Annotated in this window: 11 protein-coding genes and 2 pseudogenes; 12 read left to right on the top strand and 1 reads right to left on the bottom strand. The window is 59.5% G+C overall.

From position 1 onward, the window contains the following. Positions 1 to 47 precede the first annotated feature (47 nt). Entirely contained in the window at positions 48 to 1,223 is a 1,176-nt protein-coding gene (gene mblB / locus ACZ0AV_RS03290) for an anti-phage 6A-MBL system MBL-fold protein (RefSeq protein ID WP_499149708.1), read from the top strand. After that, positions 1,220 to 3,496, top strand: a complete 2,277-nt coding sequence (cap2-3, locus tag ACZ0AV_RS03285) for an anti-phage 6A-MBL system cap2_3 protein (protein ID WP_499149707.1) — start codon at positions 1,220 to 1,222, stop codon at positions 3,494 to 3,496. The genes mblB and cap2-3 overlap by 4 nt, the downstream gene beginning before the upstream one ends. Positions 3,497 to 3,656: 160 nt before the next feature. On the opposite strand, the pseudogene ACZ0AV_RS03280 reads toward cap2-3, so the two are convergent. Then, positions 3,657 to 4,059, bottom strand: a pseudogene (locus ACZ0AV_RS03280) (transposase); the annotation flags it as partial. Positions 4,060 to 4,504: 445 nt separating this feature from the next. On the opposite strand from ACZ0AV_RS03280, the pseudogene ACZ0AV_RS03275 reads away from it, so the two are divergent. The 10 genes and pseudogenes from ACZ0AV_RS03275 to ACZ0AV_RS03230 form a co-directional block, all read left to right on the top strand. Beyond that, a pseudogene (locus ACZ0AV_RS03275) lies at positions 4,505 to 4,678 on the top strand (protein NO VEIN domain-containing protein); the annotation flags it as partial. A 571-nt stretch (positions 4,679 to 5,249) separates the two neighbouring features. Continuing rightward, positions 5,250 to 5,759 (top strand): RNA polymerase sigma factor, encoded by a 510-nt coding sequence (locus tag ACZ0AV_RS03270; RefSeq protein WP_499149706.1) that lies wholly within the window; start codon positions 5,250 to 5,252, stop codon positions 5,757 to 5,759. Positions 5,760 to 5,840: 81 nt separating this feature from the next. Further along, complete coding sequence (locus ACZ0AV_RS03265; RefSeq protein ID WP_499149705.1) at positions 5,841 to 6,821, top strand: FecR family protein; 981 nt, start codon at positions 5,841 to 5,843, stop codon at positions 6,819 to 6,821. Positions 6,822 to 6,946: 125 nt separating this feature from the next. Continuing rightward, positions 6,947 to 9,949, top strand: coding sequence for a TonB-dependent hemoglobin/transferrin/lactoferrin family receptor (locus ACZ0AV_RS03260; RefSeq protein ID WP_499149704.1), 3,003 nt, complete (start codon positions 6,947 to 6,949; stop codon positions 9,947 to 9,949). Between the two features lie 112 nt (positions 9,950 to 10,061). After that, positions 10,062 to 10,625: a heme acquisition protein HasA gene (locus ACZ0AV_RS03255; RefSeq protein WP_499149703.1), complete on the top strand. Its 564-nt coding sequence runs from the start codon at positions 10,062 to 10,064 to the stop codon at positions 10,623 to 10,625. 186 nt (positions 10,626 to 10,811) lie between these two features. Further along, positions 10,812 to 12,572 (top strand): type I secretion system permease/ATPase, encoded by a 1,761-nt coding sequence (locus ACZ0AV_RS03250; RefSeq protein ID WP_499149702.1) that lies wholly within the window; start codon positions 10,812 to 10,814, stop codon positions 12,570 to 12,572. Continuing rightward, on the top strand, positions 12,572 to 13,897 hold the full coding sequence (locus tag ACZ0AV_RS03245) for an HlyD family type I secretion periplasmic adaptor subunit (protein WP_499149701.1): 1,326 nt from the start codon (positions 12,572 to 12,574) through the stop codon (positions 13,895 to 13,897). The genes ACZ0AV_RS03250 and ACZ0AV_RS03245 overlap by 1 nt, the downstream gene beginning before the upstream one ends. Next, positions 13,894 to 15,252, top strand: a complete 1,359-nt coding sequence (locus ACZ0AV_RS03240; protein ID WP_499149700.1) for a TolC family outer membrane protein — start codon at positions 13,894 to 13,896, stop codon at positions 15,250 to 15,252. The genes ACZ0AV_RS03245 and ACZ0AV_RS03240 overlap by 4 nt, the downstream gene beginning before the upstream one ends. 110 nt (positions 15,253 to 15,362) lie before the next feature. After that, positions 15,363 to 15,956, top strand: coding sequence for a biliverdin-producing heme oxygenase (locus ACZ0AV_RS03235; protein WP_499149699.1), 594 nt, complete (start codon positions 15,363 to 15,365; stop codon positions 15,954 to 15,956). A 13-nt stretch (positions 15,957 to 15,969) separates the two neighbouring features. Further along, positions 15,970 to 16,350, top strand: a complete 381-nt coding sequence (locus ACZ0AV_RS03230; RefSeq protein ID WP_499153280.1) for a YbaN family protein — start codon at positions 15,970 to 15,972, stop codon at positions 16,348 to 16,350. The last annotated feature ends 444 nt before the right edge of the window (positions 16,351 to 16,794 follow it).

Here is a 16,794-nt window from a genome sequence, read left to right as displayed (position 1 = left end):
GTATTGCCATCACGACGATCCGCGTCTTCTTCTTGGGGGTGTGCACCATGGCTGGACAAATTGCGTTTTTCCCGGTGGGTAACGGCGACATGACCATGGTGCGGCTGGCTAACGCCGAGGCCACTACCATCATCATTGATGTTCGCATTCGCCAAGCGGCAGATGATCCTGAGGATGAGACGCCGGATGTTGCGGGGGAGCTGAGGAAGCAATTGCTCACCGACGCAGACCAACGCCCCTACGTGGATGCGTTTCTTCTCAGCCATCCTGATGAAGATCACTGCCTCGGCGTGCGCAAGCATTTTTGGCTTGGGCCGATTGAGAACTACCCGGACGATAAAAAGCCGCAGGCTGAAAAGCGAATCGTGATTCGTGAGATGTGGTCGTCTCCTATGATTTTTCGGAGACGTAACTCGCTCGGTCTAACACTGTGTGATGACGCCCACGCCTTTCATGTTGAAGCAAGGCGTCGAGTCCTTCGCTGGAAGGAACTTGGCTACGCAGTGGTTGGTAATGCCGTTCGAGTTTTCGGCGAGGATGAAGGAGGCAAAACCGACGACATCCAACCAATCCTTGTGAAGACAGGGGAGACCTTCTCGACCATTGGCGGACATACCTACGGTGACTTCTTCAGCGCAAGACTCTTGGCACCTATGCCCAAGCAAGATGACGAGACTGAAGAGACTCTTTCGAAAAATCACTCGAGTGTGATTTTGAGTATCGAACTGGCTCCGTCGTCATTCAGCCGAAATAAAACTCTCTTTCTGACGGGTGGCGATGCACATACCTCGATCTGGGAGCGAATCTGGAATCGCTACAAAGACACTCCTGAAGTGCTTGAGTACGATCTTCTTCTGGCTCCACATCACTGCTCATGGCATGCCTTATCTCACGACAGCTGGTCAACCTACGGGGAGGATGCCGAGATATCCCAAGATGCTAGATCGGCACTGGCTCAGGCTCGTCACGGTGCGATTATTGTCGCCAGCAGCAAAAAAGTGGTCGACGACAAAAACGACCCACCTTGCATTCGAGCTAAGCGTGAGTACGAGTCCATCCTCGATGACATCAATGGGCTTTTCCTGTGTGTCGGTGACAAGGCCAAACCAGAGACAATCCGGTTCGAGGTCACATCATCAGGCTTGGTGAGAGCAGCTGTAGGGATCGCGGCGGCGAGCAGTGCTGTAGCAGCGGCGGCGCCTCGGGCAGGAGCTAGGAAGTGAGCCTTAATCTCATCGAGTGGGGTAACCCACTCGGAGATGGTACGCAGGCACTGACACTTCCATTGTCGGCGGAAATCTATCGAGCATGCGAAAAGCATGAATACTTCCAGATCCAAGAAGTTCGGTCGCTATCAGACGGCGCAGGCCTGACCGAAATAATTGTAGTAAAGGCGGGCGACGGGTCTGTCGGGGCCCGCAACCCAAACGGCATTATGCGTAAGGAGTGGCTTGCCCTCACTGTGAACATGGAGGAAAACCCTCCTGTTGGGGTGAGGGTTTTAAGAAGTGAGTTCCCCATCCTAGGCCATCAAAATTACACCCGTACCGGAGAGCCCCTTTCCTTATGCTTGTACAACAGCACATGGTCAGAGATACAGCGCTCCTGGACACCTCAAAAGTTTCTCGCTCGGGTGCTTTGGTGGTTACGGGAATCAGCCGAAAACTTGCTCCACCTGGGTGACCAGCCGATGGAACAATTATTTTTTAATACACCGTTCCAAATCATCTTGCCCGCTAAACACGCAAAGGAGTCTTTAGATCCTACTCGGCGTTTGATCCTTGGCGAAGCAGAGTCCGGTAGCACTGAGGTCACTACTTACCTTGGTTACTACGTAGATGCGAACGCAGCAACGGCATGTGGAATGAAAGGGATCCCTACCCTTCGCGTTAATTTGCCGCCTGTTGAAAGCTCGCGCGTCGAGCGCTTTCCCGCGACCCTCGGAGACCTTGACCAATGGGTGGCGATTCGTGGCTGTTCCTTTTTTGAAGAGCTTACCAAAGCAATCAAGCAGTTGATTTCGGTCACTGATCTTTCATCCAATGAACAGCGTCCAAAATGCGTTCTTGTTTTGCTATCGGTTCCAAGGCTCCGCAACGGGACAGTGGAGAAAGTTGACGATCTCGCCTACTGGGTTACCAGTTCCCTGCTGCATCTTGGAGAAGCTTGTGGCTTGTTGTTTTATGACGAGTATCAAGGAAGCTGGAACCCCATAGAACTAGTAGGCCGTGCGCTAGAGGAGCGCTGGAAAGATATTTCGATTTTGCCAACCCAGCTTCGTTATAAGCTCGACAAGCCACTAATCCGATCATTGTCATGCTTGGAATCTGCAGAATCGGATTTTGAAGGAGTGATCGCTGGAGTAGGTGCTCTCGGCAGCTCCATGGTGGAAATGTGGACGAGAGAGTCTTGGGGTCAATGGACTTTGATAGATCCTGACCAAGCCATGCCTCACAACCTAGCGCGGCACATCATTCTGGATTCTGATATCGGATCACCGAAAGTCAAAGCTGTTAAAAGCATCCTAGATCAAATATTTCCGGAACAACTACCTCACATAGCAATTGACGCGAGTGTTGTCGACGAAAATGTGGATGTCTCTGCGGCGCTAAGCAACGCTAACCTAGTAGTGGACGCCACGACGACGCTGCATGTGCCGAGGGAGTTGGGTGAGCGCAATGAAACCCCTCGTACTGTAAGCGTATTCCTTACTCCTTCAGGTAAGAGCTCAGTATTGCTTCTCGAAGACCGTGCCAGGGGCATTCGGATATCGAGTATTGAAGCTCAATACTACCGTGCAATCCTTGAATCGCCGTGGGGGGAACTCCACCTTGACGGATACAATAAAGGTGAATGGGTCGGGAATGGGTGCAGAGATATTTCCCTCAGGCTTTCTGTTGAACTGATTCGCCTCCACGCATCACTACTCAGCCGGCAGGTAAGGCTGAGCCAGGCCAAATCGGAGGCGCGAGCGTGTGTATGGGATGTAAGCGATGAGACCGGCGGCGTTGCAGCGCATGAAATAACCATTTTTGAATCAAGGGAAGCACGCTCAGATGGCTGGACAGTCCGGTGGGATCAAGGTTTTATTGAACAAGTCCGCAGTCTCAGACGCCAGGAACTACCCAATGAAACCGGTGGAATATTGCTCGGATACACTGACCACCAGTTGAAGACGATCAATATAGTCAAAGGAATGCCCGCCCCTCCAGATAGCATCTCCACTCCCACCTCCTTCATTCGAGGATACGAGGGACAGGAAGAAGTGCTTCTTGATACACGTCGGAGAACCGCTGGGATTGTCGATTACATCGGTGATTGGCATTCACACCCGCCCAAGCATTCGTCACGCCCGAGCTCCGATGACATAAATCTACTTGCATCTCTAGCCCTGACAATGGCTGATGATGGACTGCCAGTTGTGATGTTCATCATGGGCGAAACTGATTGCACAGTTGCTGTAGGCACATGTTCGGGCGGACTTAAGGACAAATGAATGTCCTCAGGTTCTACCCCATTTCCCCGGACGGTTTGATAAAGTCTGTCGGCGTCCACGCTGCTCATAGGCCACATCCAATGTCTTGATCACCAAGCCGGCATCGGGCTTCGACGAAACGCCCAGCCCATTACGCCACGTGAAAAAAATCGATGCAAAACAGCCGCTCAACGTCTGGTGATCGGCGTTTGCGGCAGTGCGCGTAGCAACAGGAACGGGAGACCTCAAATACCGAGCACCAACAGATCAATTGGCTCTTCAGCACGAAACGGATCAATCAACGCGTATGGTCGTGCTCCTCGGCCATCAAGAGCGCGGTGGCATTTTATAGGATCCACTTTTCCCGCTCCAAAGGATGTTCCGGGTTTCTAGCTCCTGAATCGTTTGCTGGTTGGGGTAATGCCGTTTAGCTCTTCTGGGAGATGGCTGATCCATCGGCGCAACGCCGACTCAACGAGCCCAAGCGAGTGAGCTGCTTCGATATGGTTGTAGCCCTGGTTGAGAACCAGGAAGGTTACCTCGCGTTTGAACTCGGGCGTGAGCGTACGGCGTTGCTTGCTCATCAGACACCTCTCTATGGCGAGCTTTCTCGCCTTAAATGGTGTCCGGGTTTAGTCGACCGCTAAAAGACGTTGCTTCAGCGCAAGCCATCGTAAGACCCCTCTAATGAGAATACTTTGTTTTATCGTGGAGGTTTCGGTGGGAGTAGGCACCCTTAATAGGGGCTCGGAAAGGGTAGGTAGCCAGAAGATTTTTTTCTGCTATGGACATTTTTTGATTAGGGTAACTACATGAAAAAAAGGTCTTTTTCAATGTCCATACCTTTCAATGTAACCGGTATATCAGTACGTAAATTGTGGCCATGAAAATCCCTATCTGTGAGCCTGGAGCTGTTGATCCTTTCACGCCGGGATAGCGGTTGTGCCGTTGCATTCCGAGCTTCTAGCTCAATCGTCGTTCGGCATCATCTAGAAATCTGCAGGCCATGGTCTCGGTTCCTCATTCCTTGTCAGCCACAACGAGCTGGAGTCCTCCAAGGAAGCCTGCGAGCAGTTCTATCTCTATCGGGTGTTTCAGTTCAGGGATGGTCCGCGCCTGTTTATGCTAAGCGGCGACTTGTCCCAGCATGTTCATCTGAAAGCCACTGACTATCGAGCAAGTTTTCGCAGCATCACCGGGTAGGACAGAAACTGTTTCTACGCATGCGTATGGAAAGCTCTTGCTGAGCCGCGAAAGCACGGGCCTAAGCGGACCACGTAATTGGCCATTTCTCCACTTAAGCAATCGGCTCAACGGCTGTCAGGCCGTTAGCGGCTGACGCAGCTGGTAAAAGCAGACGCACGCAACAACCAGTACCAATGCCGCCCCGTATACCGCCATTCCAAACCCACCCGTGACGCCGACAAGGTCGATTATCTGGCCAGAGAGCGCCGCCCCGGTAGCGACCCCAACGTTCAGTCCCGCCAGCAGCCAGGTCAGGCCTTCGGTCAATTGACCAGCAGGTACCGTGCGCTCTATCAGTGCCACGGCAACGACCATGGTCGGGGCGAAAAACAGGCCAGCCACGGAAAACGGCGGGGGAAATTTGAGGGATGGTTCCCTCCAACAGAAAGGGCAGGGTGGTAACCGCTGTGGCCATGCCGCCACGTGGCAGACGCGCAAACGGATTGCTGCTGCACTAACGTCGTTATTGAAAACCATTCTCATCTGCCGTTAAGATACTGCTCCCCTTCGTTCAGGTCAGGTATGACGCGTGTCGGATCTGGATCTAAAAAGCCTGTTCCAGCAGCACGCCAGGGCGCTGCAAAGCTTCCTGCTGCGCAAAAGCCGTGACCCGAATCTGGCTGCCGATCTCGTCCAGGAAAGCTTCCTGCGCCTGAGCGAGCAGGCCCGGCATGTTCACATCGAGAACTCGCCAGCCTACCTCTACCGTACCGCCCGCAACTTGTTGATCGACCACCGTCGCCAGCAAGAACGACACAAGACCGACCTGGTCGGCGACGAAGTGCTCAATGCAGTCGAGGATGAAGTCGACAGCCTGGAAGACACAACCGAGAGGCAGCAACGTATGGAACTGTTGCAGCGAGCGGTTGCCGAGTTGCCGCCACGTACCCGCGAGATCTTTCACCTTAACCGCATTGAGGGACTGACCCATGCGGAGGTCGCGAGGCGCCTGGGCATCAGCGACAGCTCGGTGCAAAAGCACCTGTCCAAGGCGCTGTCGCATGTCATGGCGCGGTTGGGCGCTGGCCGTGAGCCCTGAACGAATGCGTATAGCAGGGCGCTTTTACGGTAAAACTGCAGCCCGAGCGTCATTACTTATAAGAGAGACCGAGAGCGCGACTTGAATAGCCCAGACCTGCAGGATCAAGAGATTCGTCAGGCCGCTGCCGATTGGGCGGTGCGCCTGAGCGACTCGCCGCTCGCCGAAGACGAGCAACAAGCGCTACAGGCCTGGCTCGCCCTCGATTCACGCCACGGTGTGGCTCTGCAGTTCGCGCAGCAAACCTGGGGCGATCTTGCCGGCCTCGCGAAGCCAGCCTTCGAGGCGCAGCGACGAGCGCCGTCCGATGCCAGGGCCGCCTTGCCAGTACGCAGACGCCGTAGGCTGGTGCGCTGGCTGAGCAGTGCCTCGCTGGCTGCGATCGTCATTGCCGTCGGCTGGACGCAAAGTGCGGCCTTGTACCTGCCGCTTGTGGCTGACCACCTGACGGCGACTGGCGAGGTACGCGTGGTCGAGCTGCCTGATGGTAGCCAGGCGATTCTCGATGCACGCAGCGCCATACGTTTGGACTACACCAGCCAGACCCGGCGCATCGAATTGCTGGCTGGCTCGGCTATTTTCCAGACGGCTCCGGTGGGTAAGAACGAGTCACGGCCGTTCGTTGTCGACAGCGGTGGCGGCAGGGCGCAGGCCCTGGGGACGCGTTTTATCGTCAGCCGCGATGACGCCGAGCAGACGCTCGTTGGCGTCATGCAGCACCGTGTGGTGGTCAGCAAGCAGGGCCAGAGCCTGACTCTTGCCGAAGGGCAAAGCGCACGCTTCGATGCCAATGGGCAGATCGAGCGGCTGAACCAGGATTTGTCACGCGCCAGCAGTTGGCAGCGCGGCCTGCTGATTTTCGATCAGGTCCCCCTGCAGCAGGTGGTGACCCAGCTCAATCGCTACCGCAACGGGCACATTCTTGTCGCGGGCGGGGAGTTGGCGCAGCGCCGGGTCAGTGGCGTGTTCCGGCTCGACTCGCTGGATGCTGCAGTCGCCACGCTCACCGAGGAGCTGGAGGCCAGTCATACCGAGCTGCCCGGCTTCAGCGTCATCTACTGAGCGGCCCTGCGTTTTTCGAGCCGGGCAAATAATTTGGAAAATGCTTACTGAGTTTTCTCTGTTGCATCGTCTTGCTTGTTGATAGTGATTTTCATTACACATCAACATCCAAGAAGAGCAGGTCGATGGACAACAAGGGAACGCGTCATTCAGTCAGTGCCGTCCAGCGCGTGCAGCGCGCTCTTGGACTGGCTGGTGGTTTGCTGGCTGGTGTGGCACTGGCCGCCGCGAGTAGCACTTGGGCTCAGGAACCAGTATCGGTATCGGCTGTGGCGGACGGTGGTATCCGGACTGCTCAGGTCGAGTTTGATATCCCCGCACAGCCGCTGCGCAGCGCTGTCATCGCCCTTGCCGAGCAGGCAGGGATACAGGTGTTCTTCGACAGCAGCAAACTGGCGGGGCTCGAAGCTCGTGAGCTGAAAGGGCTTTACGAGCCGAAGGAGGGTTTGCGTCTGCTGCTCCGCGGGCTACCGGTCAGTCACAGCTTTACCGGGGAGCGGCGGGTCAATCTGGAGCGGCTGGCAGAGGTCGCCGGTACGCTGCAGATCGATGAGACCATCATCGAATCGACCCGCGACGTCACCAACGAATGGATCTACCAGGCCCCCCGTTCTGTCAGCGTCATCACTCGCGAGCAGCTCGATCGCAACCCGCCGCGGCATGCGGCCGACATGCTGGTCGAGACGCCGGGCGTGTACAGCGCGGTGAGCGCCCAGGATCCCGGATTGTCGGTGAATATACGTGGCATGCAGGATTTCGGTCGGGTCAACACGATGATCGATGGCATGCGCCAGAACTTCAACGAGAACGGCCATCAGCAACGCAATGGTCAGCTCTACGTGGATTCCGAGCTGATCAGCAGCGTGGTGATCGAGAAGGGTCCTCGCTCCGATATCACCGGCGCAACGTCAATTGCCGGCAGCGCCAACTTCGGCACCCTGAACGTCGACGACATCATCCTGCCGGGCCAGGATCAGGGCGTGCGCCTGCGCGGAATGACCGGTCTGGGCGGCCACGGCAATGGCGTCAATTTCATCGGCAGCGCAGCCGTGGCCGGACGCTTTGGTGATCGCCTGGAACTGCTCGGTGCTCGCAGCCGGCGCAGCTTTGGCGACTATGCGGCGGGCTCGCGCCGGGAGAACTTCGACTTTCTTACTTCCGGCGTTCAGGATGGCAGGGAAGGGGTCACCCAGGTGGTCGACCGCATCAAGTTCTCCAATCAGGAGCAGGACTCGGAGCTGTTCAAGGGCCGCTTCACCCTGACCCCTGAACAAGCGCTGCAATTTACCTACGTGGGTACTGACCTCAGCTACAACAACGTTTCCGACCGCCGGGTGACCAGTGCGGTAGACGGCTCGGCCATCGATGGTGACGCCGCCTGGGCCAAGTTCGGCGATGCCAGTGCGCGCTCGCAGTCATTTGGCCTGGATTACACCTTCACGCCTGACTCCCCCTGGATCGACCTGAACGCCAAGCTCTACTACGTGACCACCCGGAACGAGCGCAATACTGCTGCTGGCCGGCCCATCGTCACCGATGGTGTGGACATGACCGCGACCGCCTGGAGGCTGGGTTATTGCCGGCAGAACCCGATTCCCGCTGACTGGCTGCAGGAATGCGAAGCTGGTCTGGGCAGCGAGACCAACACGCAGGTCGATACCTACGGTTTCAAACTCGACAACACCGCACGTTTCGCCGTCGCCGGCGTGGAAGGCTTTCACTTCAATCACGGCCTGGAATATTTCCTCGACAAGGGGACTTCCAAGAACCAGAGCAACTATCAGGGCGAGCCCTTCAGTTCGGGGCAGAACACCCTCAACCCCAATGGCAAGCGCAGCATCGCCAGCGCGTTTGGCAACCTGACCTTCGAGACCGAGCAGTTCACGCTCTCCGGTGGGCTGCGATACGACTACTACAACCTCAAGGGCAAGACTCAGGTGCCCTCAACCGAGTGGGCCTACCAGAGCCGCCTCGAACGTTTCACCACGGTCGTGACTAACCAACTGAACACCGCTAGAGCGCGCTGCGCGGCCGGTATCCAATCCGGCTGCAACAGTGCCAGAACCTTTGAAGCGGCCCTGGCCGATCCGACCTCCGTCGCCAACTACTTCACCTCTGGCAACTACGCTCCGCGCTGGCTCTCGAATGCGGGCATGCGTGACTACAGCGTCGACGAGAGCATGGCCAAGCTGCTGCCAACCCTTTCCGCGGCCTATCGCCCCACCGGCTGGTTCGAACTGTTCGCGAACTGGGGCGAGTCCTGGCGACCGCCCGCGTTGACCGAGTCGTTGATGGAGGGCTCACACCCCGGCGATCCCTTCGCGCGCATGTATCCCAACCCCTATGCCGATCCCGAAACCTCCCGTAGCTGGGAGCTGGGCTTCAACGTCGACACCTTTGACCTGATCCGCAGTGGCGATCGCTTCCAGGCCAAGGTCGCCTACTACGACACTCGGGTCGACAATTACCTGGTGACCTCCATGGTCAATACCCTGCCAGGCCGTACCGGCGGCCTGGGCAATACCATGTTCGTCAACAACCAGGTGCCGATGAATTTTCGCGGCATGGAGTTCGAAGTCGATTACGACGCTCGGCGATGGTACACGGGCATCAACTACACCCATGTGCTTGGCGGCGACAACGAGCTCTGCCAAAAGGTTTATCCCCTTGGCAGCGATCACATCCGTGAAGACATGCCTCGCGAAGACGGTAGCTACTCGGACTTCCACAACGATGCCATTGCAGCCGGCTATGCCTCCTATGAGGCCTACCTCGATGCCCAGCAATCCTGTGCCGGTGATGTGTTCGGCATGAACAGTGCGCGCAACCTGCCCATGGATCGTGGCAGCTGGGTGGTCGGTACCCGCTGGCTCAACGATAGCCTGGAAATTGGTGCACGGCTCAACTACAGCGCCGCCGGCGGCCCCGAGGACTGGGACTACGACCTGTGGCCCAGCTACACCACCTGGGATCTGTTCGCCAGCTATCGGGTCAGTCGCAACCTGTTGCTGCGCACCACCGTGGAAAACATTCGCGACCGTAGTTACGTCAGTGGCTACTCCGACATCTTCACCAAATCCTATGGCCCAGGCCGCACCGTGATGGGCGGTTTCGAGCTGCAGTTCTGAGGCTGGCCACTGCTTTGGAGGCCAACCAGGAAGCATGTCGGCAACGGCATGGAAACCGGCACCGCAAGGTGTCACTCACGGCGAATCATTCGCCGAAGCAAGGAGAGAGAAAATGGCAATTTCCTACAGCTACGACGCCAACGAGTTTCCTTTGGGCTTCAGCTCGGGCGGCACGCTCGAAAGCTTGCTGCTGGCCTACCAGGACACTGGTGTACCAGGTGAGCACCCAACCAATACCGGCGGCTTCTACACCAACGGTGTTGCGTCCGGTCTCTCTGGCGACACGTACGCAATGAGTCTGGGTGACGGCTCGTTCTCGTTCTCGGCGGTTGGCAACCTGTCCTACAACTTCAGCAGCCATTCACTGTACGGCACCCTGCAGCAGGTCACCCTGGGCGGTGGTCTGAATACCAACGGTACCGTTTCCAGCCCGCTGATCACCTTCGACCTCGGCAACACGCCATTGACCGCCACGGCGGTGGAAGGTCGCGACAACGCCGTACACGATGTGATCTGGGGCCTGATGAATGGCTCTGTTGAGGGGGCTACCGACAGCGCCAGTACGCCAAACGACGGCGGCCTGCTGGCCGTTCTGGAAGCTGCTGGGTTGACCGACGACATCATCACCACGGCGGGCTCGTCGTTGAGCGAGTCGGAGCTGCTGCTGGCGGCCTGATCACGAGGCAATAAAAAGCGAACGGATATGTCATCCCGTCCGCTCTGGTAACGCCGTCACAGCCCGTGTTTTCCAAGGCCCAGGCTGTGACGGTCACGAATTCTGGATGTCGCCCGGGCGCCCGTCAATGGCCCCGGAGACGCCGTCAGGCGCGCTGCGCCTGGCACTGCGCCAAGGAGTTTCAGGATGCGCGCCCCCGTCCCCGCAGCTACCAACGAGATACTTCACGCCCTGCGTGCCTGCCGATCAGGGCTGCTGCATGTCGGTCTGTTCTCCGCGGTGATCAACCTGCTCATGCTGGCACCTGCGCTCTACATGCTGCAGGTCTATGACCGGGTACTCGCCTCCGGCAATGCCATGACCCTGTTGATGCTGACCCTCATCATGGTCGGTCTGTTCGTGTTTGCCGGAGCGCTGGAATGGATCCGCAGCCTGCTGGTGATCCGGCTCGGTACGCAAATGGACATGCACCTTAATGCACGGGTGTTCGAGGCCACCTTCGAAGCCAATCTGAGCAATGCTCGGCAGACCTCGACCCAGGCGCTGAGCGATCTCACCAGCCTGCGTCAGTTCGCGACCGGTAATGCGCTGTTCGCGTTCTTCGACGCGCCTTGGTTTCCGGTGTATCTGGGGGTGATATTTCTGTTCAGCCCGTGGCTCGGCCTGCTCGCCTTGGTAGGTGCCCTGGCGCTGTTGATACTGGCCTGGCTCAATCAGCGGCTGACCCGGGAGCCGCTTGGCGAGGCTGCACGGATGTCCATCGCTGCGAATCAGCAGGCCTCCGGTCACCTGCGTCAGGCCGAGGCCATCGAGTCCATGGGGATGCTTGGGGCGATACGCCAGCGCTGGTTCGCCTTGCATGCCGGTTTCCTGAGCCAGCAGAACCTGGCGAGTGAAAAGACTGCCGTGTTCAGCGCCTGGTCCAAATACGTTCGCCTGGCGCTGCAGTCACTGGTGCTGGGGCTGGGTGCCTGGCTGGCGCTGGATGGGTTGATCACACCCGGGATGATGATCGCCGGGTCCATACTCATGGGCCGGGTGCTGGCGCCCATCGATCAGGTGCTCGGCGTCTGGCGGCAGTGGAGCAACGCACGGCTGGCCTACGAGCGGCTGTCGGCGCTGCTCCAGGCGCACCCGCCGCGGCCGGTCGGGATGCCGCTGCCCGCGCCTCTCGGCGCGGTACGCGTCGAGCAGCTCAGCGCTTTCGCACCGGGCACCCGCACGCCGTGCCTGGTGAACATCGGTTTCGCCCTGGAGGCGGGGGAGATACTCGGTGTCATCGGCCCTTCCGGCTCGGGCAAATCGTCCCTGGCGCGCTTGCTGGTAGGCGTGACCAAGGCGCAGACCGGCAAGGTGCGCCTGGATGGCGCCGATCTGCAGCAATGGGATCGCACCGCCCTGGGCGCTCACATCGGTTACCTGCCTCAGGATGTACAACTGTTTGCCGGCACCGTCGCCGAGAACATCGCCCGTTTCACCGGAGTGGATGCGCAGAAGGTGGTGGCCGCAGCGCGGATGGCCGGCGTGCACGACCTGATCCTGCAACTGGCTGATGGCTACGATACCCGCCTTGGTGAGGGTGGCACCGGGCTGTCCGGAGGGCAGCGACAGCGTATCGGCCTGGCCCGGGCGCTTTATGGCCTGCCGGCGCTGATCGTGCTCGACGAGCCGAACTCCAACCTCGACGAGACCGGGGAACAGGCGCTGCTGGCGGCCATCGCCGAGGCGAAGCGGCAAGGTCGCACCCTGGTGCTGATCGCTCATAAACCCTCATTGCTGGCCAGCACCGACAAGCTGCTGGTGCTGCGCGCCGGGCAGATACAGGCATTCGGCCCGGCCGACCGGGTCTTGGAGGTGTTGCAACCCAAAGCGTCACCCGTAGCGGGAGCCTTGCGCGGCGCCCCCTCGCTGAGCATGAGCTACAGCAGCCAGGGAGTGGCATCCTGATGACTGAATCCTTGCGCAAGCAAAAGCCACTGGCCGACATATTGCCTCTGGACGAGCGCCGGTACTCTCGAATGGGCGGCTGGCTGCTGGCGGTCGGTTTTGGCGGTTTTCTGCTCTGGGCCGGCCTGGCACCCCTCGACAAGGGTGTGGCGATCAGCGGCAACGTGGTGGTCGCCGGTAATCGTCAGGCCGTGCAACACCCCTCTGGTGGAGTAGTTCAGAGTCTGCTGGTACGTGACGGTGACCAGGTCGAGGCAGGGCAGGTGCTGATTCGCATGGACGCCACGCAGATTCGCGCCCAGCGCGAATCGCTGTTCGTTCAGCACCTTGGAGCTGTGGCCAGCACCGCTCGCCTGGCGGCCGAGCGTGACGGGTTGGCGACCATCCTCTTTCCTCCCGCTCTGGTGTCTGAACACGATCCTCGGGTCGAGTCGACGCTGGATTTGCAGCGCCAGTTGCTCGCCAGCAGGCGGGCCGCGCTGCGCCTCGAACTGGCAGGGTTGCAGGAGAGCATCGCGGGCAGCCAGGCCGTGCTCGAAGGGCTGCGCGCCGCCAAGGCTCACAAGGACGAGCAGCGCAGCAGCATGCAGACGCAATTGCAGGGCCTGCGTGAACTGGCGCGCGACGGCTACGTGGCACGCAATCGACTCTTGGAAAACGAGCGGCTGTACGCCCAACTCAATGGCGACATTTCCGAAGACCTCGGCAATATCGGCCGGACCCAGCGGCAGGTCCTTGAGCTACGCCTGCGTGCCGCCCAGCGTAGCGAGGAGTATCAGCAAGACGTACGTCAGCAGCTCGCCGATTCACGCCTCAAGGTGGAGGAACTGGGCAGCCGTTTGAGCGCTGCCGACTTCGAACTGGCCCACAGCGAAGTCCGTGCCCCAGCCGCCGGCACCGTGGTCGGACTCGACGTTTTCACCGAGGGCGGGGTGGTTTCGCCGGGTCAGATGCTGATGGAGATCGTCCCTCAGGACGCACCGTTGCTGGTCGACGCACGGGCCCCGGTCGAGCTGGTCGACAAGCTGCAGCCGGGTCTGGACGTAGAGCTTTTGTTCGTCGCCTTCAACCAGAGCCGCACACCTCGGGTCAACGGCAAGGTGACCCTGGTCTCTGCGGACCGCCTGCTGGACGAAAAAACCGATCAGCCGTATTACCGGCTGCGTGTGCAGGTAGACGATGATGGATTGCGTCAGTTGCAGGGCCAACAAATTCGTCCCGGTATGCCGGTGGAAGCCTTCGTGCGAACGGGTGAGCGTTCGTTGCTCAACTACCTGTTCAAGCCGCTCAGCGATCGGACCCACATGGCGCTGGTGGAAGAATGAAAACATCCGATCAAGCCCGGCGCCTGATTTCGCCAACCGTCAGATGCGTGCTCATTCTGTTCGGTGCGCTGCTCGCCGGCCCGAGCTCCGCGTTTGGCGTAATGGATGCCTACGCCCTGGCCCTGCGCAATGATCCGACCTTCCAAGCCGCCACTCGTGAGCGGGACGCCGGCGTGGAGAACCTGGCCATCGGCAGGGCCGGCTTGCTGCCGAACCTGTCGTACAGTTATCGCAACGCCCGCAACGAGTCCGACGTCACGGCTGGCGGGGTGACCAATGACCGTGATTACGACAGCTACTCCTCGGGGCTGACCCTGCAGCAACCGCTATTCGACTATGCCGCCTGGGCCGAGTACCGCCAGGGGGTTGCCAAGGCGGCGCTGGCTGACGAGCGTCTGCGCGGGCGTGGCCAGGAGCTGGTGGTGCGGGTGTTCGAGGCATACAGCCAGGCCTTGCTGGCAGGTGAGCAGATCGCGCTGGCGGGCGCCCAGCGGCGCGCCTATGCCGAGCAGCTGCAGCTCAACCAGCGTACGTTCGAGGCGGGTGAGGGCACCCGAACCGACGTGCTGGAAACCCGAGCTCGCCATGATCTGTCCCGGGCCCAGGAGATCGAGGCCCAAGATACCCTGGATGCCGCGCTGCGCGATCTGCATGCGATCATCGGAGAGCCGGTCGAACTGCGACAACTGGCGCCACTGAATGAGCCGTTCGGCGCTGAGCCGCTGGCTCCGGCACGCTTCGAAGGTTGGCGCGACATGGCCATGGTGCACAACGCCGAACTCGCCAGCCAGCGACACGGACTTACCGTGGCCGAGCAGGAAGTCGAGCGCCAGCGGGCCGGGCACCTGCCAACACTCGGTCTGTACGCCAGCTCGCGCAAGACCAGCTCCGACTCGGAAAGTACCTACAACCAGAAGTACGACACCGACAGCGTCGGCATTCAGCTCAGCGTGCCGTTGTTCGCTGGTGGCGGGGTGTCGGCTGCACGGCGTCAGGCATCGGCATCCTACGATCAGGCCCGATACGAGCTGGACGCCCAACGCGACGGATTAATCAACGAAATGCGGCGCCAGTTCAACCTCTGTGCGAGCAGCACCGCCAAGGTGCGCGCTTATGAACTGGCAGTCGAGTCGGCAAGCAGCCTGATTGAGGCCACCCGAAAAAGTGTCAGCGGTGGCGAACGGGTTAACCGCGATGTGCTCGATGCCGAGCAGCAGCTCTACAGCGCTAGACGGAATCTGGCAGAGGCTCGTTACGGCTACCTGCGGGCCTGGCTGCAGTTGCGCTACCTGGCTGGGGTGCTCGGTGAGGCGGACCTTCGTCATCTGAGCCGTTATTTCCCAAGCAGCACGTGACAGTTCAATCGCCAGTGAGGTGGCTGGATTTACCAACTTTTGCATGCTCATTCGTCAGTTATCTAGACGATGCCGAGCACCGCTCGAGAGGCCCGTACAAGGAGAGACTCATGACTGCCCCACAAGCACAACTGCACCATCCGCTGCGTTCCCAGCGCCTTAACCAACTGACCCACGAGCCGCACAGCAAGCTCGATACCTTGGTTAAAGGCCAGAACCCCTTCGGTAGTCCGGAGCGTTTTGCGCGCTTCGTCGCAGCCCAATATCTGTTCCAGTACGACCTGGAAAAGCTGTATCACGATTCTGCACTGACCGCGTTGCTGCCGGATCTGCCGGCGCGCTGCCGGTTGCAGCAAACCCGTCTCGACCTGGCTGACCTCGGCCTGCCGGTGCCAGCGGGCGATGAGGCGATTCGTAAGCAGTCGCTCGGGTTGGGCGCCGCCCTGGCCTGGCTGTTCGTGTCCGAAGGCTCCAAGCTTGGAGCGGCCTTCTTGCTCAAGCGCATGCCCGCTCTGGGCCTGAGCGAGACCTTCGGGGCGCGACATCTGGGCGAGCCCGAGGGTGGCCGGGCCCAAGGCTGGAAGACCTTCGTCGCGGCGCTCGACAGTGTCGAACTGGACGAGCAGCAAGAGCGTGAGGCGGACGCGGCCGCCATCGCGGCTTTCGAGCGCTTCGCCGTGCACCTGGAGCGCAGCTTTGCCTGATACGCCGACAGCAATGACGAGGGGTTGGACGCGCTGGTTATGGCTGGCGCTTGCCTACCTGAGCATCGGCATGGCAGCGGTGGGTGTGCTGGTGCCTGGCTTGCCAACCACTGAGTTCGTGTTGCTTGCCGCCTGGGCCGCGTCGCGCAGCTCATCACGGCTCAGTGCCTGGCTGGAAAACCATCGCCTGTTCGGGCCAATGCTGCGCAACTGGCGGGACGGCGGTGTGATCACCCGGCGTACCAAACTGGTGGCAAGCCTGAGCATGCTGTTGGCCTTCGGCATCATGGGGTTGACGGTAGCGCACACGCCATCGTTGATCTTTGCTGGGTTGGGCATGAGCTGCGGCGCATTGTGGATTTGGTTACGGCCCGAAGAAAAGTGTGAGGGATGACTACCCTCGTTTAAGCTCAGCCTCAAGCAATGTATCGCATAGGCGCAGCCGTAGAGGCTGCTTTCTCAGCATGTAAACCGCATCTGGCCGACTCAAAGAGCTGCTGGGCTCAGGGTCTTTTGATATCGGGAGTTCATGAAGGCTTGCCAGAGGGCTGCTGGCCACTGTGCTTTTCAAATCGGATGTCACCCTCGGGCAGATCAAAGCTGGCCCTTGTTTGATCTGCTGACCAAAGCTGGCCACACGGCGGTTGCTATTGTTCGTGATCCTTCAGCGCACCCAGGCCCGAACGCGGCCAAGGCGGATCGGCTCGAGTGAGTTGCCTGCACCAGCCTACCAAGGTGCAGATAGCGTGTTTATCATCTGCCCATCGCTTCGGAAGCTGACCGCGTCGAATTCTGCGACAGCACTACACTGGAAATTGCTAAAGCGCGCCCCAAACGC

It is taken from the genome of Pseudomonas sp. AC532 (assembly GCF_979258965.1).
This window is presented reverse-complemented; position numbering and strand designations above follow the sequence as displayed.

Coding starts and splice junctions, on each gene's coding strand:
- ACZ0AV_RS03230 (WP_499153280.1), top strand. CDS start 15,970: ATGACGAGGGGTTGGACGCGCTGGTTATGGCTGGCGCTTGCCTACCTG.
- mblB (WP_499149708.1), top strand. CDS start 48: ATGGCTGGACAAATTGCGTTTTTCCCGGTGGGTAACGGCGACATGACC.
- ACZ0AV_RS03235 (WP_499149699.1), top strand. CDS start 15,363: ATGACTGCCCCACAAGCACAACTGCACCATCCGCTGCGTTCCCAGCGC.
- ACZ0AV_RS03255 (WP_499149703.1), top strand. CDS start 10,062: ATGGCAATTTCCTACAGCTACGACGCCAACGAGTTTCCTTTGGGCTTC.
- ACZ0AV_RS03260 (WP_499149704.1), top strand. CDS start 6,947: ATGGACAACAAGGGAACGCGTCATTCAGTCAGTGCCGTCCAGCGCGTG.
- ACZ0AV_RS03245 (WP_499149701.1), top strand. CDS start 12,572: ATGACTGAATCCTTGCGCAAGCAAAAGCCACTGGCCGACATATTGCCT.
- ACZ0AV_RS03250 (WP_499149702.1), top strand. CDS start 10,812: ATGCGCGCCCCCGTCCCCGCAGCTACCAACGAGATACTTCACGCCCTG.
- ACZ0AV_RS03240 (WP_499149700.1), top strand. CDS start 13,894: ATGAAAACATCCGATCAAGCCCGGCGCCTGATTTCGCCAACCGTCAGA.